19 protein-coding genes are annotated in these 20,726 nt (G+C 35.9%); 5 read left to right on the top strand and 14 right to left on the bottom strand.

Annotation, left to right across the window (positions count from 1 at the left end):
• Positions 1 to 44: 44 nt before the first annotated feature.
• The 6 genes from NU09_RS01720 to xerD form a co-directional block, all read right to left on the bottom strand.
• Positions 45 to 3,233: an efflux RND transporter permease subunit gene (locus NU09_RS01720; RefSeq protein ID WP_129749517.1), complete on the bottom strand. Its 3,189-nt coding sequence runs from the start codon at positions 3,231 to 3,233 to the stop codon at positions 45 to 47.
• A gap of 31 nt (positions 3,234 to 3,264) precedes the next feature.
• Positions 3,265 to 4,401 (bottom strand): efflux RND transporter periplasmic adaptor subunit, encoded by a 1,137-nt coding sequence (locus tag NU09_RS01715; RefSeq protein ID WP_129749516.1) that lies wholly within the window; start codon positions 4,399 to 4,401, stop codon positions 3,265 to 3,267.
• 196 nt (positions 4,402 to 4,597) lie between these two features.
• Positions 4,598 to 5,191 carry a TetR/AcrR family transcriptional regulator gene (locus NU09_RS01710; RefSeq protein WP_129749515.1) on the bottom strand — a complete coding sequence of 198 codons (594 nt, stop codon included), beginning with the start codon at positions 5,189 to 5,191 and terminating at the stop codon, positions 4,598 to 4,600.
• Between the two features lie 119 nt (positions 5,192 to 5,310).
• Positions 5,311 to 5,700, bottom strand: coding sequence for a two-component system response regulator (locus tag NU09_RS01705; protein ID WP_129749514.1), 390 nt, complete (start codon positions 5,698 to 5,700; stop codon positions 5,311 to 5,313).
• On the bottom strand, positions 5,690 to 7,195 hold the full coding sequence (locus tag NU09_RS01700) for a sensor histidine kinase (protein ID WP_129749513.1): 1,506 nt from the start codon (positions 7,193 to 7,195) through the stop codon (positions 5,690 to 5,692). The genes NU09_RS01705 and NU09_RS01700 overlap by 11 nt, the downstream gene beginning before the upstream one ends.
• Before the next feature lie 91 nt (positions 7,196 to 7,286).
• Positions 7,287 to 8,186 carry a site-specific tyrosine recombinase XerD gene (gene xerD, locus NU09_RS01695; protein ID WP_129749512.1) on the bottom strand — a complete coding sequence of 300 codons (900 nt, stop codon included), beginning with the start codon at positions 8,184 to 8,186 and terminating at the stop codon, positions 7,287 to 7,289.
• Between the two features lie 94 nt (positions 8,187 to 8,280).
• Here xerD and NU09_RS01690 point away from each other — a divergent pair, with 94 nt between their 5' ends.
• On the top strand, positions 8,281 to 8,895 hold the full coding sequence (locus NU09_RS01690; protein WP_129749511.1) for a porin family protein: 615 nt from the start codon (positions 8,281 to 8,283) through the stop codon (positions 8,893 to 8,895).
• Between the two features lie 68 nt (positions 8,896 to 8,963).
• On the opposite strand, the gene NU09_RS01685 is transcribed toward NU09_RS01690, so the two are convergent.
• Positions 8,964 to 9,551 carry a porin family protein gene (locus NU09_RS01685; RefSeq protein WP_129749510.1) on the bottom strand — a complete coding sequence of 196 codons (588 nt, stop codon included), beginning with the start codon at positions 9,549 to 9,551 and terminating at the stop codon, positions 8,964 to 8,966.
• 284 nt (positions 9,552 to 9,835) lie between these two features.
• On the opposite strand from NU09_RS01685, the gene NU09_RS01680 reads away from it, so the two are divergent.
• The 3 genes from NU09_RS01680 to NU09_RS01670 all read left to right on the top strand — a co-directional run bounded on the left by NU09_RS01680 (position 9,836) and on the right by NU09_RS01670 (position 13,424).
• Entirely contained in the window at positions 9,836 to 10,390 is a 555-nt protein-coding gene (locus NU09_RS01680; protein ID WP_165357635.1) for a porin family protein, read from the top strand.
• Between the two features lie 134 nt (positions 10,391 to 10,524).
• Positions 10,525 to 10,941, top strand: coding sequence for a type II 3-dehydroquinate dehydratase (gene aroQ / locus NU09_RS01675; RefSeq protein WP_129749508.1), 417 nt, complete (start codon positions 10,525 to 10,527; stop codon positions 10,939 to 10,941).
• Positions 10,942 to 10,946: 5 nt separating this feature from the next.
• Positions 10,947 to 13,424 carry a DUF5686 and carboxypeptidase regulatory-like domain-containing protein gene (locus NU09_RS01670; RefSeq protein WP_129749507.1) on the top strand — a complete coding sequence of 826 codons (2,478 nt, stop codon included), beginning with the start codon at positions 10,947 to 10,949 and terminating at the stop codon, positions 13,422 to 13,424.
• Here the strand turns inward: NU09_RS01670 and NU09_RS01665 are convergent, their stop codons facing one another.
• Positions 13,425 to 13,685 carry a hypothetical protein gene (locus NU09_RS01665; RefSeq protein ID WP_129749506.1) on the bottom strand — a complete coding sequence of 87 codons (261 nt, stop codon included), beginning with the start codon at positions 13,683 to 13,685 and terminating at the stop codon, positions 13,425 to 13,427.
• A gap of 132 nt (positions 13,686 to 13,817) precedes the next feature.
• Between NU09_RS01665 and NU09_RS01660 the strand changes: the two genes are divergently transcribed.
• Complete coding sequence (locus tag NU09_RS01660) at positions 13,818 to 16,301, top strand: DUF5686 and carboxypeptidase regulatory-like domain-containing protein (protein ID WP_129749505.1); 2,484 nt, start codon at positions 13,818 to 13,820, stop codon at positions 16,299 to 16,301.
• A gap of 76 nt (positions 16,302 to 16,377) precedes the next feature.
• Here the strand turns inward: NU09_RS01660 and NU09_RS01655 are convergent, their stop codons facing one another.
• From NU09_RS01655 to NU09_RS01630, 6 genes are all read right to left on the bottom strand, one after another.
• On the bottom strand, positions 16,378 to 16,752 hold the full coding sequence (locus NU09_RS01655) for a VOC family protein (RefSeq protein WP_129749612.1): 375 nt from the start codon (positions 16,750 to 16,752) through the stop codon (positions 16,378 to 16,380).
• A gap of 140 nt (positions 16,753 to 16,892) precedes the next feature.
• Positions 16,893 to 17,699: a helix-turn-helix domain-containing protein gene (locus NU09_RS01650; protein ID WP_207209744.1), complete on the bottom strand. Its 807-nt coding sequence runs from the start codon at positions 17,697 to 17,699 to the stop codon at positions 16,893 to 16,895.
• An 88-nt stretch (positions 17,700 to 17,787) separates the two neighbouring features.
• Entirely contained in the window at positions 17,788 to 19,098 is a 1,311-nt protein-coding gene (gene murA, locus NU09_RS01645; RefSeq protein ID WP_129749504.1) for a UDP-N-acetylglucosamine 1-carboxyvinyltransferase, read from the bottom strand.
• Positions 19,099 to 19,114: 16 nt separating this feature from the next.
• Positions 19,115 to 19,810, bottom strand: coding sequence for a DUF4290 domain-containing protein (locus tag NU09_RS01640; protein WP_129749503.1), 696 nt, complete (start codon positions 19,808 to 19,810; stop codon positions 19,115 to 19,117).
• A 10-nt stretch (positions 19,811 to 19,820) separates the two neighbouring features.
• A complete protein-coding gene (locus NU09_RS01635; protein ID WP_129749502.1) occupies positions 19,821 to 20,105 on the bottom strand; it encodes a DUF493 family protein in 285 nt (94 codons plus the stop codon).
• A gap of 220 nt (positions 20,106 to 20,325) precedes the next feature.
• Complete coding sequence (locus NU09_RS01630; protein WP_129749501.1) at positions 20,326 to 20,625, bottom strand: hypothetical protein; 300 nt, start codon at positions 20,623 to 20,625, stop codon at positions 20,326 to 20,328.
• Between the last annotated feature and the right edge of the window lie 101 nt (positions 20,626 to 20,726).

Raw genomic sequence — 20,726 nt, 5'->3', positions numbered from 1 at the left:
TGTTGATATTTTAGAGGCTCCTACTCAAGAGGAGCCTTAATAAATTAGTTCATCAGTTCAAGTTCTGCAGGTTCCAAATGTTCCTGCTTGATGTTTTTAGGCTGTGGTTTACCCGATATTTTTTCCTGAATGTACTGGAACACAATAAACAATACAGGAATGATAAACAGACCCAGTACTACTCCCGAAAGCATACCTCCGGCAGCACCAATACTGATTGAGTGGTTACCTTTAGCAGATGGTCCTATGGCAAACATCATTGGTATAAGACCTACAATAAAGGCCAACGATGTCATGATAATAGGCCTTAACCTTAATTTAGCCGCTTCTAGTGAAGCAGAAAGCAATGTTTTACCCTGCCTTCTTCTCTGCACTGCAAACTCGACAATAAGGATGGCATTTTTAGCTAACAGACCTATAAGCATTACAAGTGCCACCTGTACATAAATGTTATTAGAAATACCTGTCATACCAATGGCTGCAAATACCCCGAATACACCCGTAGGAATAGAAAGTATTACTGCTAACGGTAGTATATAACTTTCATACTGGGCTGCAAGAAGGAAGTAAATAAACAGTAAGCTTAAAAGGAAAATTACTGTTGATTGTCCACCGGAAATAATTTCCTCTCTTGTTAAACCTGAAAACTCATAAGAGTATCCCTGAGGAAGATATTTCTCGGCCACTTCTTCAACTGCTTTAATTGCCGCTCCCGAGCTGTATCCCGGAGCCGGAATTGCATTAACCCCCATTGAGTTAAACAGGTTGTAACGTGATGCATTCTCCGGTCCGTAAACCCTTTCAAGTTTAACCAGTGTATTTACAGGCACCATTTCACCGGTCCTGTTTTTTACATATACCGCATTAAGCGACTCCGGTGTGGCACGATTATCTTTATCGGCCTGCACCATTACACGGTAATACTTACCAAATCGGTTAAAGTCAGACACCTGAGCACTACCGTAATAAGCCTGCACTGTTTGCAGTAAGTCTTTTACGCTTACACCAAGCTGCTCCGCTTTTACATCATCCACCTGTAATTCATATTGAGGATAATCGGCCCTGAAAGGTGTAAAGGCCACTGCAATCTCATCTCTTTTCATAAGTTCGCCAATAAACCTGTTTCCAACCTCACTAAACTTATCCAGCTTTCCTCCGGTACGATCCTGAAGTACAAAGTCAAGTCCGTCAATATTACTGAAACCTGGAACGGTAGGGAATGTAAACACAAAGAAGTTAGCTCCTTTTACTGAGGAAAGCTTACCACGTACCTCGTTCATAATGTCTTCTATATCGCTTATCTCTCCACGTTCTTTTAACGGTTTAAGATTAAGGAAAAGCACACCAAACGACGGGCTTGAAGACTGTGTAAGCATATTAAAGCCGGAAAGTCCGTCAATTTCTCTGTTAGCCTTTACTGTATTAATTACACCTTCGGCCTCTTCAAGAATTTTAATGGTTCGGTCAAGGGAAGTACCTGCCGGCATAGATACCGATACAGCTATGAATCCCTGATCCTCTGAAGGTATAAACCCTGACGGTGTCGTTTTTACCATCCATACGGTAGCCAAAATAACTAATCCTAATCCGCCAAGGCTAAGCCATTTATTGCGAATAAGAAAACGAAGGCTTCCCATATATCTATTGGTTACTTTTTCAAACCCGTTATTAAATCCGGCAAAAAAGCGTTGTTTGAAAGTGGTTTTAACAGCATGTCCGTTTTGATTGTGATGATGATTATCCTTAAGAAAAAGCGCTGCTAAAGCCGGACTTAGTGTTAATGCATTTACTGCTGATATAACAATGGCTATTGCCAGGGTAAAGGCAAATTGCCTGTAAAACACCCCTGTAGATCCTTCCATAAAGCCTACCGGAAGGAATACTGCCGACATAACCAGTGTAATGGAAATAATAGCCCCTGTAATTTCACTCATTGCCGATGTGGTTGCATGTTTAGGCGACATGCCTCTCTCCATTTTAGAGTGCACTGCCTCTACTACTACAATGGCGTCATCCACCACAATACCAATTGCCAATACAAGTGCAAATAATGTTAGCAGGTTTATTGAAAACCCAAACAGACTCATGAAAAAGAAAGTCCCCATAATAGCAACCGGAACCGCTATGGCAGGAATAAGTGTAGACCTAAAGTCCTGCAGGAACAGGAACACTACTATAAACACAAGTAAAAATGCCTCAACAAGAGTGGATTTAACCTGAGAAATAGAGGCATCAAGCATTACCTTCGTATTATAAATATTTACACGTTTTACTCCTTTAGGAAAGCTTTTTTCTGCCTTATCCATCAGTTCGCTGATAGCAATCTGGATATCATTTGCATTAGAACCCGGTAACTGTATAACCATAATGTTAGTTCCCGGCCTACCATTAATCCTTGTAAAGTTACCATAAGTGTAGGAACCAAACTCTACACGAGCCACATCCTTAAGTCGTAGAATTGAACCATCAGGATTTGTACGTATAATCATGCTTTCATAATCGGCAGGCTTACTTAATTTACCTTTATATTTTATAACATATTCAAACGATTCAGCACTGTTTTCACCAAACTTACCCGGCGCAGCCTCCAGGTTTTTATCCTGTATTGCTGCCATCACTTCTTTAGGGGTAATGTTATAGGTTGTCATTTGGGCCGGTTTTAACCATACCCTCATGGAATAATCTTTATTACCACCAAAAATTGCTGCCTGACCTACACCCGGTATCCTTTTAATCTCAGGAATAATATTAATTTGGGCATAGTTAGTAAGGAATGTCTGGTCGTATGTTTTTTCATCTTCAGAATATAAAGCAGTTACCATAATAAGGCTGTTTTGCTGCTTAGCTGTGGTAACACCTGCCTGTATAACTTCTGATGGCAGCTGGCTGGTAGCCTGAGCCACCCTATTTTGTACGTTTACTGCTGCCTGATCTGGGTTGGTACCCAGTTTAAAATATACTGTAATAACCAATGAACCGTCATTACTGGCTGTTGAGCTCATATATATCATGTTCTCTACCCCGTTGATGGACTCCTCAAGTGACGGAGCAACCGAACGCAAAACCGTTTCTGCGTTAGCACCCGGGTAAAGAGCAGTCACCTGAACAGCCGGCGGAGCAATATCCGGAAACTGCTGCAAGGGCAGTCTAAAGAGGCCGATTACCCCTAAAATTACCAATAGGATGGATATGACCGTAGCCAAAACCGGCCGGTCTATAAATTTTCTAAACATCTTTGTTTCTAATTAAATTGTTGGTTATAAATTACTTGGAAGCCATTTCTGATTCTGCTTTCTGCGGAACGACCACAGCTCCTTCCTGTAAGTTTTCGAAACCTTTTGATACTATCCTGTCCCCTACTTCAAGCCCTTCAGAAACTAAATAATCTGTACCACTTTTACCTATTATGGTAATTGGTTTCCTTGCAACTTTATTATCCTTATCAACAGTGTAAACAAATACCCTGTCCTGCACTTCAACAGTTGTAGCCTGTGGTACAAGCATAACATCATCATGTGCTATACCTAAACGTACCCTTCCTGTATTGCCTGATCGTAATAATCCTTTACTGTTAGGAAAACTAGCCCTCAGGGTAATCGCTCCGGTTGTTCGGTCAAACTGCCCATCCACCATATCAATTTTACCCTGAGTTTCATACACAGTACCATTTGCCAGAACCAATGAAACCGGAGGAAGGTTTTTAAGTTTTTCGTTAAGGGTATTTCCTTCATACCTGTCTCTAAAGCTTAAGAAATCCGACTCTCCTAAAGAGAAATAAGCATGTACAACAGCGATATCTGAAAGTGTAGTTAAAGGCTCTGGATCTGAAGCAGAAACAAGGCTTCCCTGTTTTTTAGGCAGTCTTGTGATATAACCTGCTACAGGTGCTGTAATTAAAGTATAACCTAAGTTTATTTTTGCAGAGGCTACTGCGGCTTCAGCCTGCTTTTTATTAGCTTCAGCTACTTTAAGTGATGCCTTTGCCGATTTTAGCTGATAGTCAGAAACTACCTTTTCAGCCACTAACGGAGTTAGTTTTTCAACTTCTAACTGTGCATTTATAAGAGCTGCCTCAGCTGCGTTAAGATTACCAACAGCACTGTTTAACTGTTCGCGATAACGGTGATCATCTATTTTAAAAATAGACTGTCCGGCTTTTACAAAAGCTCCTTCATCCACATATAATGTTTCAAGATATCCGTCTACCTGTGGGCGTATCTGTACATTCACCCTTCCCTCTACCATTACAGGATATTCCTGATATGTAGTTGCTTTACCCTTGCTGATGGATATTACCGGAACCGGTATTGCCTGTGCGGCCGGGGCTGATGCCGTGTTACCTGTACAGGCAGACATCAGGATTGCAATTGCAAGAATTAAGATTAATGTGATTCGATTCATAATACTATTAAATTATTTAATGGTGCTAAATTGTTAGATAAAAAAATTTTTGATTAAAATGATTGCTTGAGTGTTTTACATAGATTAAATTATTTAACGATGTTAAGTAAAGATTAAAAAAATATGATTGATGAATTAATTTACGGTTATAAACTATTTAACAGTGTTAAGTTGAAGATCAAAAAAATAGATTTCTCTATTCTTCTATGTATCGTATAATACCGCTTATGGCATCTTTAAGTATTTGTTTGTTTATATCATCAGAAAGTCCGTTTCCAACAATATTTATTGAAATAAGACCATGTATTACAGAGAAAAAAGTAAAATATTTCTGTTTTATTACATGTGGATCAGGCTTACTCTCCTTCATCAGCTTACCTATAGAATCGCTGATAAGCTGATAAGGAGCATCAGATTCTGTAGTGCGTTGTGCACAACATGTCATTTCCACTCCATACATTAGCTGATACATCTCTTTGTTCTTAAGAGCAAAATTCCAGTATGCTAACCACATTCCCTCTAATTGTTCTGCCGGATTATCCGATTTTGCTTTGGCAGTCTCCAGATCTTTAGTCAATATTGTAAAACCTTTGCACGTAAGTTCCTGTAATATCGCTTCCTTATTCGCAAAATACTCATAAATGATAGGAGCAGTATACTCTATCTTATCAGCTATCTTACGCATACTTAAGCCCTGCCACCCTTCGTCTTTAACAATCTCTCTCGCGGCCGTAAGTATATTAGCCCGGGTCTCTTCCTTCTGTCTCATTATGCGCTCTTTACTACCCATTTTTAAAGCTTTTAAATTACTTAACAGTGTTAAGCAAAATTATTACGTTTCTGGAACGTGACAAAGTATTAAGTAATTGTTTTTTGTTATACCTCATATAAATAAAATCTATATATCGCTTAAATAAAGATTTTAAGAAGGTCTTCCTTGCAGATAGGCTTCAAAAAATAGTCTTTTACTACACTAGAAAATTCCCTTGCCTTGTTTATATCAACCTCATTATTGGATGAGCTTATCATATATATATGTGGATCTTTACCAAAGTTAGACTTAAGCTTAATGTATTCTTCAAGAAATTGCCAGCCATTCATTATAGGCATATTAACATCTAAAAGAATAAGATCAGGCAAGTCGTCATTATTTTTTTCGTCCGACAAAAAATCAATAGCATCCTGCCCATTCTGAAAAAAGACAGACTTTACATCAATATTGTTTTGCTTAAGAAGATTCTTAAGTAAAAAGTGATAAATCTTATCATCATCTATTACACACAGGTTCCTAATCTTCATCTTTAAAATAAATTTTAAAAGTGGTCCCTTTATTCACTTCACTATAAACTTCTACACTACCACCCATTGCCTCTATCTGGTTTTTTGTTATAAACAAGCCTATGCCTCTTGAGTTTTGATTTTTATGGAATGTTTTATACATACCAAACAATGAATTTTTGTGTTTCTTTAAATCAATACCTAAACCATTATCTGTAATGGAAAGGATTTTCTTTCCGTCTTTTATCTCAAAATCATATAAAATAATCGGGGGTCTGTCGGGACTTGAGTATTTAATCGCATTGGTCGTAAAATTTAAAAGTATACTCTCCAGATAGGCGGGATTGTAATTAACCATTACATCTAAAGGTATATTTACTTCAATATTTACGCCATGCTTCTTAATCTCGTTATGCAAAATGTTAAGGATATTTTTAAGATAGTGCCTAAGGTTCACCCTTTCTTTTACGTTTTTAACCTCAAACTGGATTTCTACTAGTTCTTTTAAATGCCCTATGGTAACATATAAACCATTTGAAATAGCCTCAAGATGTTCAAGCATTTCCTCACGTTCTTCCTGGCCTGCATTTTTAAAAACATCTATAAGCATTTTAAGGTTTCCTGCATGCGAACGCAAATTATGAGAAACGATATGAGCAAAATTAACCAATCGGTTATTTTGCTCCCCAACAATATTAATTGTATCGCCTAACTCAATTTCTTTTTCCTTTAACTGCGTAATATCTTTATGAGTACCTATGGAACGTATAGGAGCACCGGCACTGTCAAACTGTACTACCCTTCCCCTGCTTAAAACCCATTTGTATTTACCTTCATCGGTTTTAATACGGTATATATTTTCAAACGAGGGTGTCTCCCCTGTTAAATGCCTTTCCTTTGCTAAGGCATGCTCTCTTATATCTTCCACATGCATTCGTTCCTGCCAATCCCTTAACGGTATAATGGCTTCTTTTTCCTCCTTACCTATAATCTTCATGGACTGAGCCGAAAAATAAACCATATTGGTTTGCATATCCCAGTCCCAAATCCCCTCAGATGCTGCCTTAAGGGCAAACTTATAACGCTCCTCCGAAACCTGGAGCTGATGTTCCTGTTCCTTTTGATCGGTTATATCACTTACTCTTCCGTAAAAATTAATACTGTTATCCTCCTGCTTTTCCGGTTTGGCATTAAGCCTCATCCAACGCAGACCTTTTTTAGGCAACTGAACACGGAATTCCTGATTCCAGTTCACTAAACTTTTTCGGCAATATTCCACCCTTTCAACAAAAGCATCCCTGTCCTGCTCCAGTATCCTGTCAGTATAAAAAAGCCTTTTATTCTCCAAAAGCTCTTCAACAGAATATTCGAAGATTTCATTTACCGCTTCACTCAGAAACAATATAGAATAACCGTTTACCTCATCCCATGAGATATAAAAAATCAAATCAGGTATCTGATTCAGAAGTTTTTTATAAAGACTGTCTGCCTTTTGTTTGTTTTGAGGGTCAGTCATATAGTTTAAGGTGGTTAGGAAATAACCATGCTAAAAGTAAGCACAATTATTACGATTGAAACTTACTAAAATTTTAAGAATTCTGCAATTTTTATTTCCTTGGATGATATGTATTTAGAACTTTATTAAGGAATTTTCTATCCAGATGCATATAAACCTCTGTGGTAGTAATAGATTCATGCCCCATCATTAATTGAATTGACCTTAAATCTGCACCATTTTCAAGCAGGTGTGTCGCAAAAGAATGCCTGAATGTGTGTGGACTAATTGTTTTATTAAGTCCTGTTTTTTCAGCAAGATTTCTTATTATGGTAAAAATCATGGCACGGGTTAACCCACTGCCCCTTCTGTTAAGAAATAGAGTATCCTCATGTCCTTTTTTAATTTCAAGCTTATTCCTTATAGTACTAACATACAGATTAATGTACTTTTGAGTATAATTACCTATTGGAACAAAACGCTGCTTATTACCCTTACCTGTAATTTTTATAAAGCCTTCATCAAAAAACAGGTCAGACATTTTAAGGCTTATCAATTCCGAGACCCTTAACCCGCAACTATACAATGTTTCCACCATTGCCCTGTTTCTTTCCCCTTCATTAGTACTTAAATCTATGGCGTTTATAAGATTATCTATTTCTTCTACAGAAAGCGTATCGGGGAGCTTACGCCCTATTTTTGGCACTTCTATGAGTTCCATAGGACTATCCTTTCTATAATCCTCAAAAACCAGATAATTAAAAAAGCTCTTGAGACCCGAAATTATCCTTGCTCTGGATCTGGCATTAAGTTCAGATGAAACACTATAAATAAACTCCTGTATAGTCTCCTCAGTTATTTTTAGAGGCGATATATCCTGCCCGGAATCAGAGAGATAATTTACCAGCCTGTTTATGTCAAAAGAATAATTTTCAACCGAATTTACAGACAGACCACGCTCTATTTTGAGGTACGATTTATAATCGGTTATAAATTTAATCCAATTTTTCATACAGGTTAAAGTTATGTGAATTAAGAATTCCTTGATAATTAACCCAAGATTAATAATATAATTTTGACATACAAAACAAAAAAACATGAAAAAGATGAAAAAACTAATTAAATTATTTTCGGTAGGATTTTTATTCCTGGGAGCAGTCTCGACGGTAAATGCACAAACTAACGATTCATTTACCCCTAAATTTGGTATAAAAGGTGGTGTAAACTTTGCCACTGTTAGCGGCGATGATTTTGACAGCCCTGATTCAAGAACAAGCTTCCATGTAGGTGCACTGGTTGAGTTTCCATTAACAGAAATGTTTTCCCTTCAGGCAGAGGCATTATATTCAGGTCAGGGATTTGAAACTGATGTAGACGGCGGTATTTTTGGCGGAGATGGTAAAGTTGAATATCAGTTAGACTACATTAACGTACCGGTTTTAGCTAAGGTTTACATTTTAGACGGCTTAAGTATAGAAGCAGGACCTCAGTTTGGATTCAAAGTAAATGAAGAAATTGATGCTGAAGCTAATGCTGATGATGGTGATCTTAATGTTGATGAAGCTGAAGATTTTGATTTTGGTGTAGCTGCAGGCCTTACATTTGAAACTCCTATGGGTTTATTTGCTACCGGACGCTATACTCAAGGATTTACTGATATAGTAAATAACAGAGATGTTAAAAATTCAGTATTCCAGATAGGTATAGGATATAAGTTCTAAAAACTTATTTCATATATAAAAAAACAAAACCTCCCTATTGGGAGGTTTTTGCTTTCTTATAAACTTAATTAGAACTTATAAACAATACCAAAATTGATATTACTCATATCTACTCCAAATTCAAAAGTATCAGTTGATTCAGCACCATCTGTGTCCGGCTTATCAGTTGAATAACCAAGAATACCGAAAGTAGCCTCAAGAGCTAAATGATCTGAAACGAAATAGTTGATACCAGGAGCTAATCCAATGTTAAAACCATTAGATTTAGCCTCTAAATCTCCTTGCTCCCATTTATTAGATGCATATGCCACACCTAATTGGCCAAATAAAGAGAATTTGTTGGCAGGAGTAAAATAATATCTACCAAATGCACCTACCTCAAGCATAGAAAGTGTTTCATCTTCTGTGTTTGGAGCTTTATCAGTAGTACTGGTATACCCTAAAGAAACACCAACTGCAATGTTTTCACTTACAAAGTAACCTAATCTTGGTGATACTGTAAAACCGTTAGATTTTACATCACCTGTGGACTCATTTGAAAAACCTACTGTACCTGAGATAAAAAGATCTCCATTGGCAAATCCTCCATTTGTGTCCTGAGCACTTACTAAACCAAATGCAAATAAAGCAGTTAATGATAATAAAACTTTTTTCATCGTTTTTTGAATTTAATTGTTACGGGCCAAATATATAATTTTTTTAACAGGAAAAACAACACGTAGTAAAAAATATTTCAACATACAGCAACATTATTTAAATAATAAATATTAATAATGTTAATTTTTACTTAAATTTTAAATAATCACCATTCCTTATTTTAAGAAACATTTAACCTAAAACTCTCATAAATGTTGACTTTAGTACTATTTTTCTCAAAAGTTATTATATACTTTTGTTTAGATACTTACAAGTACTGTAACCAAACTTAAATATAATGACTATGAAAAAAATCTTTTTTTTAATTGCAGCTTTGGCAGGTAGTTTTGCCATGAACGCTCAGGGAATTGATTTAGGTATTAAAGCCGGAGCAAACTTTTCAAACTTTCAGGGCGATATTAACAGCGACGGGATAACCAGCTTTCATGCCGGTGCAGCGCTTGAAATAAACCTGGTTCCTATGTTTTCTGTTCAGGCAGAAGGGCTTTTCTCATCACAGGGAGGAAAAGCAAAATATGATGAAGGCGGTATAGGTGAAGTAGCAAGAGACATCAATCTTGACTATATTTCTGTTCCTGTAATGGCTAAGTTTTACATTATACCAAGTAAATTCAGTCTTATGGCAGGACCACAGTTCTCATTCCTTGTGAATGATGCAGACAAAGTTTTTGATAATGACCCAAACAGTTTTGATTTAGCTGCTTCTGGCGGTGTGGAACTTAAAATCATTATGGGTCTTTTTGCACAGGCCCGTTACAATATTGGCCTTACAGACACTTATGATAATGTAGATTCTAAAAATGGAGTATTCCAGTTATCAGTAGGATACTATTTTTAAAAATCAGGTAATTATAAATAATAACCCGGTTATGCATGTCTTATCCGGGTTTTTTATTGTTTTTAAATGTTAAATTTTTTCTTACGCAGTATGCTTTCTTGGGTGTGAATAGCTACTTTTACAAAAAGAGGAATATGAAAATCATCATTATAAACGGACCTAACCTTAACCTTCTTGGAAAGCGCGAACCCGAAGTATACGGAAGCAGAAGTTTTGAGGATTATTTCGAAACATTAAAGCATCGCTTCCCTTCAATGCAACTATCCTACTATCAAAGTAATATAGAAGGCGAACTTATAAACAAGATACAAGAAACCGGTTTTACTTATGATGGGATAATACTTAATGCAGGTGCCTACACACACACCTCAATTGGCATTGCCGACGCTATTAAAGCCATTACCGCTCCGGTAGTGGAAGTTCATATATCTAACACTTTTTCAAGAGAAACTTACAGGCATCAGTCATTTATATCACCTGTTGCTGCCGGAGTTATTATTGGCTTTGGTCTAAAAAGCTACGATCTAGCCTTACAATCATTATTAAAATAAATTATATGAAAAAGTGTCTGCTACTAATATTGCTTCTATATGGCTCATTTGTAGTAGCACAAATAAGAGGAACAGTATCTTCTAAAGAAGGTGATCCAGTTCCCTTTGCCAGTATTGTTGTAAAAAACAGTTCCTACGGCACCTCAACCAATCAGGATGGTGAGTTTTATCTTCCGGCAACCAAAACCGGAGATTACACCTTTATATTTAAGTCGCTGGGCTATAAAACAAAAGAGGTTGTACTTACTGTTGACAAACTTCCATTTGAGCTTAATGTACAACTTGACAGTGAAGAATATCTTCTAAACGAAGTTGTAATTGAAAGCAAAAAAGAACAGGCTGACAAGATTATAAAAAAAGCCATAGAGGAAAAAAGAAAGAACCGAGAAAAAACATCCAATTATGAGGCCGACTTTTACTCTCGTGGTATATTACGCATAAGCGATGTCCCGGAAGAAATACTCGGTCAGAAAGTGGGTGACTTTAGCGGCACATTAGACTCTACAAGAAGTGGTGTTTTATACCTTTCTGAAACGGTCTCTAAAATAAAATTCAAGCGACCTTACAACATTAACGAAGTTATAATTGCATCAAAAGTAAGCGGAGAAGACAGTGGTTTCAGCTATAATAATGCTAATGCCGCTGAGTTCGACTTTTATGAAAATTACCTGCCTTTTGAAACCAGTGTTATATCTCCTATAGCCGACAATGCCTTTAGCTATTATAATTATGAATTAGAAAATTCTTTTAACGACAAAAGCGGCTATTTAATAAACAAGATAAAAGTTACCCCAAAACGTGACAGTGAACCTGCCATGTATGGTTATATCTATATAGTAAATGAAAGTGGTGAATTATATGCCCTAGATTTAAGCATTAAAGGTTTATTAATAGAACAGCCTTTGGTCGATATCCTTACCATAAAGCAAAACTTCGGTTATAACTCGCAGGAAAAAACGTGGACAAAAAATGTTCAGACAATTGACTTTAATACTGAAATAATGGATGTAGACCTATCGGGAAGATTTAGTGCTGTATACAGTAATTTTAATCTGAACCCAGACTTTAAAGAACAGCATTTAAGTAACCGTGTATTGGCTTTTGATGAGGATACCAATAAAAAACCTGATTCCTATTGGAATAAAAACAGGCCAATACCTTTAACCTTAGAGGAAAAGGAAGATTACATTAAAAAGGAAAAGCTTGAAGAACTAAAACAAACCGAACAGTATAAAGATTCACTGGATAAAAAGAAGAATCGTTTTCTGGTCTTTTCATTACCTGTCGGGTATACCTACACGAATACTGATGAAAACTGGGAAATAAAATTTTCGGGGATAATAAGAAAGCTTGCTTTTAATACCGTTCAGGCCTACCATATAGACCCAACTTTCTATTTCACTAAAACAAATCCTGAAACAAAAGCCTATACTACGGTTGGTACCGAACTAAATTATGGCTTCGCCGAAAAACGCTTTAGAGCTACAGGAACCATCGCTCATAAATTTAACAACATAAGTAACCCAATACTTACTATTACCGGTGGTAGCAGTATAGAACAGTTTAACCCTGAAAAACCAATAAACAGGATCGTAAATAGTGTAAGTACATTATTTTTCAGGGATAATTACATGAAGCTATACGACAATAACTTCCTGCGCCTCAGCTATGAGGAAGAATTGGTTAATGGTATTGAATTCTTCAGTTCAGCTGAATATACAAGAAAAAGGTCTCTGTTTAACAACACCAATTTTTCGACCATTAAAAATGCACGTAAACCATATACCTCAAACAACCCTCTAGACCCGGAAGCTTATGACACCCCTGCTTTTGAAAAGCACCATATGATTAAAACAAAGGTTTCGGCGAGGTTTACATTTGCTCAAAAGTACATGCTAAGGCCTAACGAAAAAATAAACCTTGGCACTAAGTACCCAAGAGTGATGGTGAGTTACGAAAAAGGATTTGCTTCAAATGTAGATGATTATAATTTTGACCATCTGTCTACGCGAATCACTTATGATGCCACAGTAGGTAATATGGGTGATTTAGGAATAAGTATAAGGGCTGGTAAATTTTTCAATAGTGACAGCATAGCTTTTACCGATTACAGACATTTTAACGGTAATCAAACCCATGTAGGCAAATCAGAGCGATATTTAAATGTTTTCAACTTTTTACCATATTACACACACAGTACAAACGATAAATATATTGAAGCACATGCCGAATACAACTTCAAGGGGTATTTGGCCAACAAAGTACCTTTACTCAATAAACTGAATTATTACCTGGTTACGGGCTACCATGTGTTGGGAGTTCCTGATCAGAAACCTTATATGGAATTTACCGTAGGATTGGATAATTTGGGTTGGGGTCGTTTCCGCTTCCTTAGAATAGACTACCTGAGATCGTATCAGGGAAGTAAAATGACCGACGGAGTAATATTCGGGCTTAGCTTCCTGGATATTCTGGAAAACTAATTATTTTTTCCTGAAAACACTGCCCTTGAATTCTTCAAGAGGTTCTTTTTCCCTAAAACGTTCTATATCTTCTAGTGTAGCACACTTAATATTAAATTTTACTCCATCAATAGATACTGGAAGGGTTACATATTCTACTCCGGTAAGATCTTCTCCTAAATAGTACTGCATATCCTTAACCGAATAGAACCACTCTTTGTCAAACTGTATTTTATTTACAGAACTATCTTTTCTCAGCTCGGCTTCTTTTATCTTTTTCATACATCAGGAATAATAGACCTCAAAGATAAAGAAAGAATAAAATAATGCAGCCATGCAACCTTTTATAAAATTTATACGTCTATCTTTAAAAAACCAATCTAAATAATCATTTTACCTTAACTATTAAAAAACATGTACAAACTAATTACCTGTTTATTATTACTGTTTACCACACTAAATACCTCTGCCCAAATTAAAGGAAAAATCACCACTACCAATGGTGAGCCTGTACCTTTTGTAAGTGTGAGCCTAGAAAACACCTATACAGGAACAACTGCTAACGAAGAAGGCGTATATGAACTGGGAATTAAAAAAACCGGAACTTATGTAGTAGTATTTCAGTCAATAGGCTTTAAAACAAAAAAAGAAACAATCAACATAACTTCTTTACCTCACACCCTTAATATTGTTTTACAGGATGAGACCTATACCCTTAGTGAGGTAGTTATATCGAATACTGAAAACCCGGCTAACAGGATTATAAGAGAAGCCATCGCTCATAAAAAGGAAAATTCAGAAAAGACAGGCCGTTTTGAGGCCGATTTCTATTCAAAAGGTCTTTTCAGGGTAAAGAATGTACCAACAAAAATTATGGGAGTTAAGGTTGAAGATGAAGAAATGACTTCTGTTTTAGACTCGACAGGATCGGGAATTGTTTACCTCTCCGAAACGGTGTCAAAAATCACCTTTGAACAGCCTAACAATCTAAAAGAACGTATAGTAGCATCAAAAATAAGCGGTAATGATAACGGATTTAGTTACAACACCGCTTTAGGTACTTATTATAATTTTTATGACAACTATATAGAGTTTAATATAAAAATGATTTCGCCTTTGGCTAACAATGCCTTTAATTACTATAAATACAAATTTGAGGGAACTTTCTTTGATGACAATAACAACTCAATCAGTAAAATTAAGGTTATACCAAGACGAGATAAAGAACCGGTTTTTGAAGGTTATATATATATAGTAGACGACAGTTGGGCTATCTATGCGGTTGACTTTGACATTAAAGGATACAGGATGCAACAACCGATACTGGAAAACCTTAACCTTAAACAAAACTTCAGTTACAATACCACAAACAGGATTTGGGCTAAAAACTCACAGACTTTCGATATAAAAGCAGGAATATTTGGCGTAGGTATTACAGGGACATTTACGCATGTTTACAATAATTACGTATTCCGGGACCATTTTGAAAAAGGAACATTTGGTAAGGAAATAGTATATATTGAAGAAGATTCTAACAAAAAAGACTCTATATACTGGCAGACAATGAGACCAATACCTCTTACAGATGAGGAAGTAACAGACTACTTTAAAAAAGACAGTATACAAACCGTTCACAAATCTCCGGCATACCTGGATTCAATCGACAAAAAGAACAATAAATTCCATTTAACTGATATCATTTCGGGATACACGTACAGGAATTCGGCTAAAAATACAAGATACAGTTACGATGGCCTGTTACAAATACCTATGTACAACACAGTACAGGGTTGGGTATTTAAAAGTGGGCTTTCATTCCGTCATTATGATGAAGACACTAAAAAATATACTTCTGTAGGTGCTGATTTTAATTATGGTGTTGCAGAAGACAGGCTTAGGGTTACAGGATGGTTATCACACCGTTTTGGCAAAGTGGGTATCTTTACTTTATCGGGGGGTAGCAAGACTGAACAGTTTAATGCATCTCAACCTATAAGTCCGTTTGTAAACAGTGTAAGTACATTATTCTTTAAGGATAATTACATGAAACTATACGATAAGACTTTTGCAAGACTAAACTACAGCAAAGAGATATTTACAGGTTTAAACATGGGCGGATCAGTTCAGTATTTAAGACGTAAGCAACTGTTTAATAATACTGATTATGTACTGATTAAAAACGACCATGATTACACATCAAATAACCCGTTGGCACCAAACGATTATACAACTCCGGCTTTTGATACTCATCATTTAATGGAGGCCACAGTTAATGCTACTGTACGTTTTGGTCAAAAATACATAACAAGGCCTGACGGCAAAATAAATGTAAGTACTGCCAACTACCCTACTATTGCGGTACAATACACAAAAGCTTTTGCTGCTAGTGAAAGTCAGTATGAATATGATTTTATCGCTGCAAGAACCTTTTACAATGTTACTTTAGGTAACAAAGGTGATTTTGGCATCAACCTAAAAGCAGGCAAGTTCTTTAATGCAGATAATATTGCATTTATGGACTACAAGCACTTTAACGGCAACCAAACTCATGTTAACTCAGGTAATGGTAACCTTAATGCATTTAATCTGTTACCCTATTACTCTCACAGCACTAACGATTCTTATTTTGAGTCGCATGTAGAACATAACTTTAAGGGCTTTATAATGAATAAAATACCTTTACTTAACAAATTACAATGGAATCTTGTAGTAGGTTATCATGGTATTGCTACCCCGGATTACAAACCTTATCATGAGTTTACCGCCGGATTTGACAATATTGGTTTTGGTAAATTCAGGGTATTTAGGGTAGATTACGTAAGGGCTTACCAAGGAGGCTTTGCAACAGACGGTATAATGTTCGGACTTAAGTTCTTAGATATAGTAGACAGTCTTTAATCCCACACACATAAACTCATACCTAGGGTTCAGTCATCAATCAAAAAATCCCATCTTTACAGATGGGATTTTTTGATTATTTCGCAGTATATTTTACAATATCTACACCTACACCATTTGGATCAATAATAGCAAAATGCCTGTCTCCCCAAGGCTCATCTCTCAATTCAATTTTAATTGGAATGCCTTTGTTTTTAATTTCTTCATAAAGCTTATCAACATCCTCCACTTCTATTGTAATATAAACACCTTCACCTTTAAAAGGTTGTTGAAATAAAGGTTGTTGAGAGGAATGATGTGGAAGTAAAAAACTAATTTCTGATTCATGCCCCGGTGTATGCAACAAAATAAAAAAATCATTTTCAAATGTTACTCCAAAATTTAAATTCTCTGTATAAAACTTCTTGGTTTCACTCAGTTTTTCAGTAATAATTCCTGCATTTAACTTCATAATTGCTGACTTTTTAGTTTGTGAATAGCCGCTGAATGTTACAGCAATCACAAGAGTAATTAATAAATGTCCCATCTTTTGATTGTTTGATAAAACAAAGTTTGCTTAAATCAAACAATTATAATTGTAAAAAACGGACATTATTTTTGTAGTGATTTACCCGGGGTAATCCCATAAAGATTTTTAAAATCTTTTATAAAATGTGCCTGATCGTAATATCCTGCATCATAAAAAATTTTGTTTATGTTGCGGCTTCCCTGTTGTGATAAATTTAAAAGATTTTGGAAACGTACCACTTTACAAAATGTTTTTACATTAGTTCCAACATAATGTTCAAACATTCTCCTTAACTGCCTTGAGCTAATACCTGTGTCCAGATCAGTCTCAACATTTAAAATTCCCCTATGCTTTAATGTAATTAAGAAAGCATTGAAAAAACGTTTATCAACATCAACATTATATATATTCAGATAGTTACAGAAAAAATCATTTAATAAAGAGGCGATCTCGTTATGAGTAGAATTATCTTTTATTTTAAAAGAAATAAATTTTGACAGAGCAGGCACAACATCATAAAGCGATTCAAAACGATTAGTCAATTCAGTGGCCCTTACGTTAAAAAGGCGGGTAAAAGCTGTAGGCAAAAAACGTATGCCTATATAATGAAATGTTTTATTTATGGCAAACTCTGTATTAGTGTTGCTAAAACCCATCACATAACTGTTTTGAGGATTGTTCAGCTCAAAAAACACATCAATACAACCATCTGCTACTACATTATAAGTGTAAGCTTCCGAAAGTTTTTGTGTAGTTTTCAGTTCCCAATAACAATATATAAGATCCTTCAATTGAAAATCAGGAAGAAGTTCTTTATACATTAAACTTTCTCCAATAACTGTTGACTGAATTGGTTTATAGAGTGGTCTTATTGTATCTTGAGTTTTCAAAAAATCTTACTTCTGTGAATCTAAATCAAATTTAATAAAAAAAAGAGCTGAAAAATTTCAGCTCTTTTTTATTATTGCGAGTAAAGGATTACGCTTCTCTGGTAATCTTAGCACCAAGCGCTCTTAACCTCTCGTCTATTCTTTCATAACCTCTGTCTATCTGGTCTATGTTTTGAATTGTACTTACACCTTTTGCAGAAAGTGCCGCAATAACAAGTGATATACCGGCCCTGATATCTGGTGAAGACATCATTATACCTTTAAGCTGCGATTTGAAATCGTGACCGATAACCGTAGCCCTGTGCGGGTCGCAAAGGATAATTTTTGCCCCCATATCTATCAGTCTGTCTACAAAGAAAAGGCGGCTTTCAAACATCTTTTGGTGAATAAGTACACTACCCCTTGCCTGTGTTGCCACAACAAGTACAATACTCAATAGGTCGGGTGTAAAGCCCGGCCACGGAGCATCAGCAATGGTAAGTATAGAACCGTCTATATAATTTTGAATTTCATAACCATCTGCATGAGCAGGGATGTAAATATCATCTCCCCTACGCTCCAGTGTAATACCAAGCTTCCTGAAAGTACTTGGAATAATACCTAAATTATCCCAACTAACATTTTTAATGGTAATTTCACTTCTGGTCATGGCAGCAAGACCAATCCAACTTCCTATCTCAATCATATCCGGAAGTATTCTGTGCTCACAACCACCAAGTTTTTCCACACCTTCAATTTCCACAAGATTAGATCCTACTCCTGTAATTTTAGCACCCATGCTGTTAAGCATTTTACAAAGCTGCTGCAGGTATGGTTCACAAGCTGCATTATAGATTGTAGTTTTGCCTTCAGCAAGTACGGCAGCCATAATAATGTTTGCTGTACCGGTAACCGATGCCTCATCTAAAAGCATGTAAGTACCTTTAAGCCTGTCGGCTTCTACGCCATAAAAATAATCTTCTTTATTGTAACGGAATTTAGCTCCCAGATTGATAAAACCTTCAAAGTGGGTATCAAGCCTCCTTCTTCCTATTTTATCACCTCCCGGTTTAGGGATATAGCCCTTACCGAAACGAGCCAATAGCGGACCTACAATCATGATAGACCCCCTAAGTGACTTACCTTCCTCTTTAAAAGCTTCCGATTCAAGGTAACCTAAATTTACCTCATCAGCTTGGAATATATAAGCACCGTGTCCTAATTTCTCAATCTTTACGCCTAAATTCTTTAAAAGTGTAATAAGCTTATTTACGTCAATAATATCCGGAATATTGGTAATCGTAACTTTTTCGGGTGTAAGCAATACAGTACATAACACTTGTAAAGCTTCATTTTTTGCACCCTGAGGCGTTATTTCTCCTTTTAATTGTACTCCTCCTTCAATTTTAAATGTTCCCATGCGGCGTTAAAGAAATTTAGGATTTTCTGTTTTTATTGTTTTGGTTCTTAGTGTTGTTGTTTCTGTGCCCTTTTTGTTTGCCGTTATTGCTAAACTGGGTCTTGTTGCTGGTTTTTTTGTTAACCCTCATTAAATCGGTAGAGGCCGAAAGCTCTTCATCTGTTTTAAGAAGGTTTATTTTTCCTCCCGAAAGTTCCAGCAGGTGTTCAAAAATAACTTCATCCTTTACTGTATCCTTATTCCAGCTCAGGTATGATTTTTTCATATGGTTAGCTATAACCATAATCAGCGCAGTTTTAAGGTCACCTTCTTCCCATTTATTAGCAACATCAATCATGTATTTAATGTTGTTACCATAAAAACGGTATTTAGGGAAGTTTTGCGGATAACCAAGCGTATCAGGTTTTTGCTCCAGCATCTCTTTAGAAGGTATAGGATATGGAGAATCAACATCCAGTTTAAAATCAGACATTATAAAAATCTGATCCCATAACTTATGCTGAAAATCGGGCACGTCGCGCAGGTGCGGGTTAAGGCTTCCCATAACCGATATAATATATTTTGCAGCTTTGTTACGCTCTTCCCTATCCTCCAGTTCTACTGCCTGTTCTATAAGTTTTTGCAGATGCCTGCCATATTCCGGAATAATAAGTTTAGGCCTTTCGGCATTATATTCCAGATATCCTATGGCATCGTCAGGATTGTATTTCATTTTTTTGTTTTTAAAGTGAAATGATACCTTCTATGGTAGACATTTCAATATATTTATCTACCACAGCCTGGGCACTTTTCATTGTTACATTTATTGAAACACTGGTATACTTTCCAGTTTTGGATTGTGTTGTTTCAATTACTGCCCCCATTTGGTCAAAGGCTTTTTCTATTTCTTTAATTTTTTCAGGATCTGAAGGCACAATGAATTTAAATAAATATTCAGAGGGCCAAGTAGTTGATCCGGCTAATTCTTCATGAAGTCTCCTATAAAAATCTTCGCTTTTCTTATCCATTCTACATTAAAAATAAAACGCAAATATACACTATACCCCACTAAATCTATTATAAATAACTGTTGGGGTTACGATTTACAAAGTACACAAATATTTTCTTTAATCAAGCAACCTTTTTATATTATTTGCATCTATATAATACAAATCTTCATAAAAAGGTTAGGTTATTTTAGATTGTTTATTTGGTTAAAAACCGCTGCAACCCTTAGCAGCGGTTTTTTTATGCTTTTACCAAATACCAAACCCCTGCCGAAGCGCCCACAACAAATACATAAGTATAAAGTACTATCCTGTTTACTATAGTTTTATTTCTAAACATTCTTATTACTGTAAAAATAGCAGTACCCATAAACAGGTTTAAAAGTATCCAGAACAGGAATACTTCATTAAGTTCGGTATTTATATGGTTTATTTGATTAAAGGCAGTCAAACCTATAAGTACGGTAATTACTGCGACCCACAAAAAATAAATTCCTATCAAAATATGGAATGTGGTATGCTTTAAATCTAACTTCTTCATTAAAAACTTTCTTTAAACACCTTAGCTGCTAATATAACGCTTAAACACTGGCTTTATTGAGCAAAACCTTAAATTAACCTTATCTTAATCCCTTCAAATCT

The organism is Flavobacterium beibuense, from assembly GCF_004151245.1.
Lineage (GTDB): Bacteria > Bacteroidota > Bacteroidia > Flavobacteriales > Flavobacteriaceae > Flavobacterium > Flavobacterium beibuense_A.
Note: the sequence above shows the minus strand (reverse complement) of the source record. Positions and strands in the feature narration are given on the sequence as shown.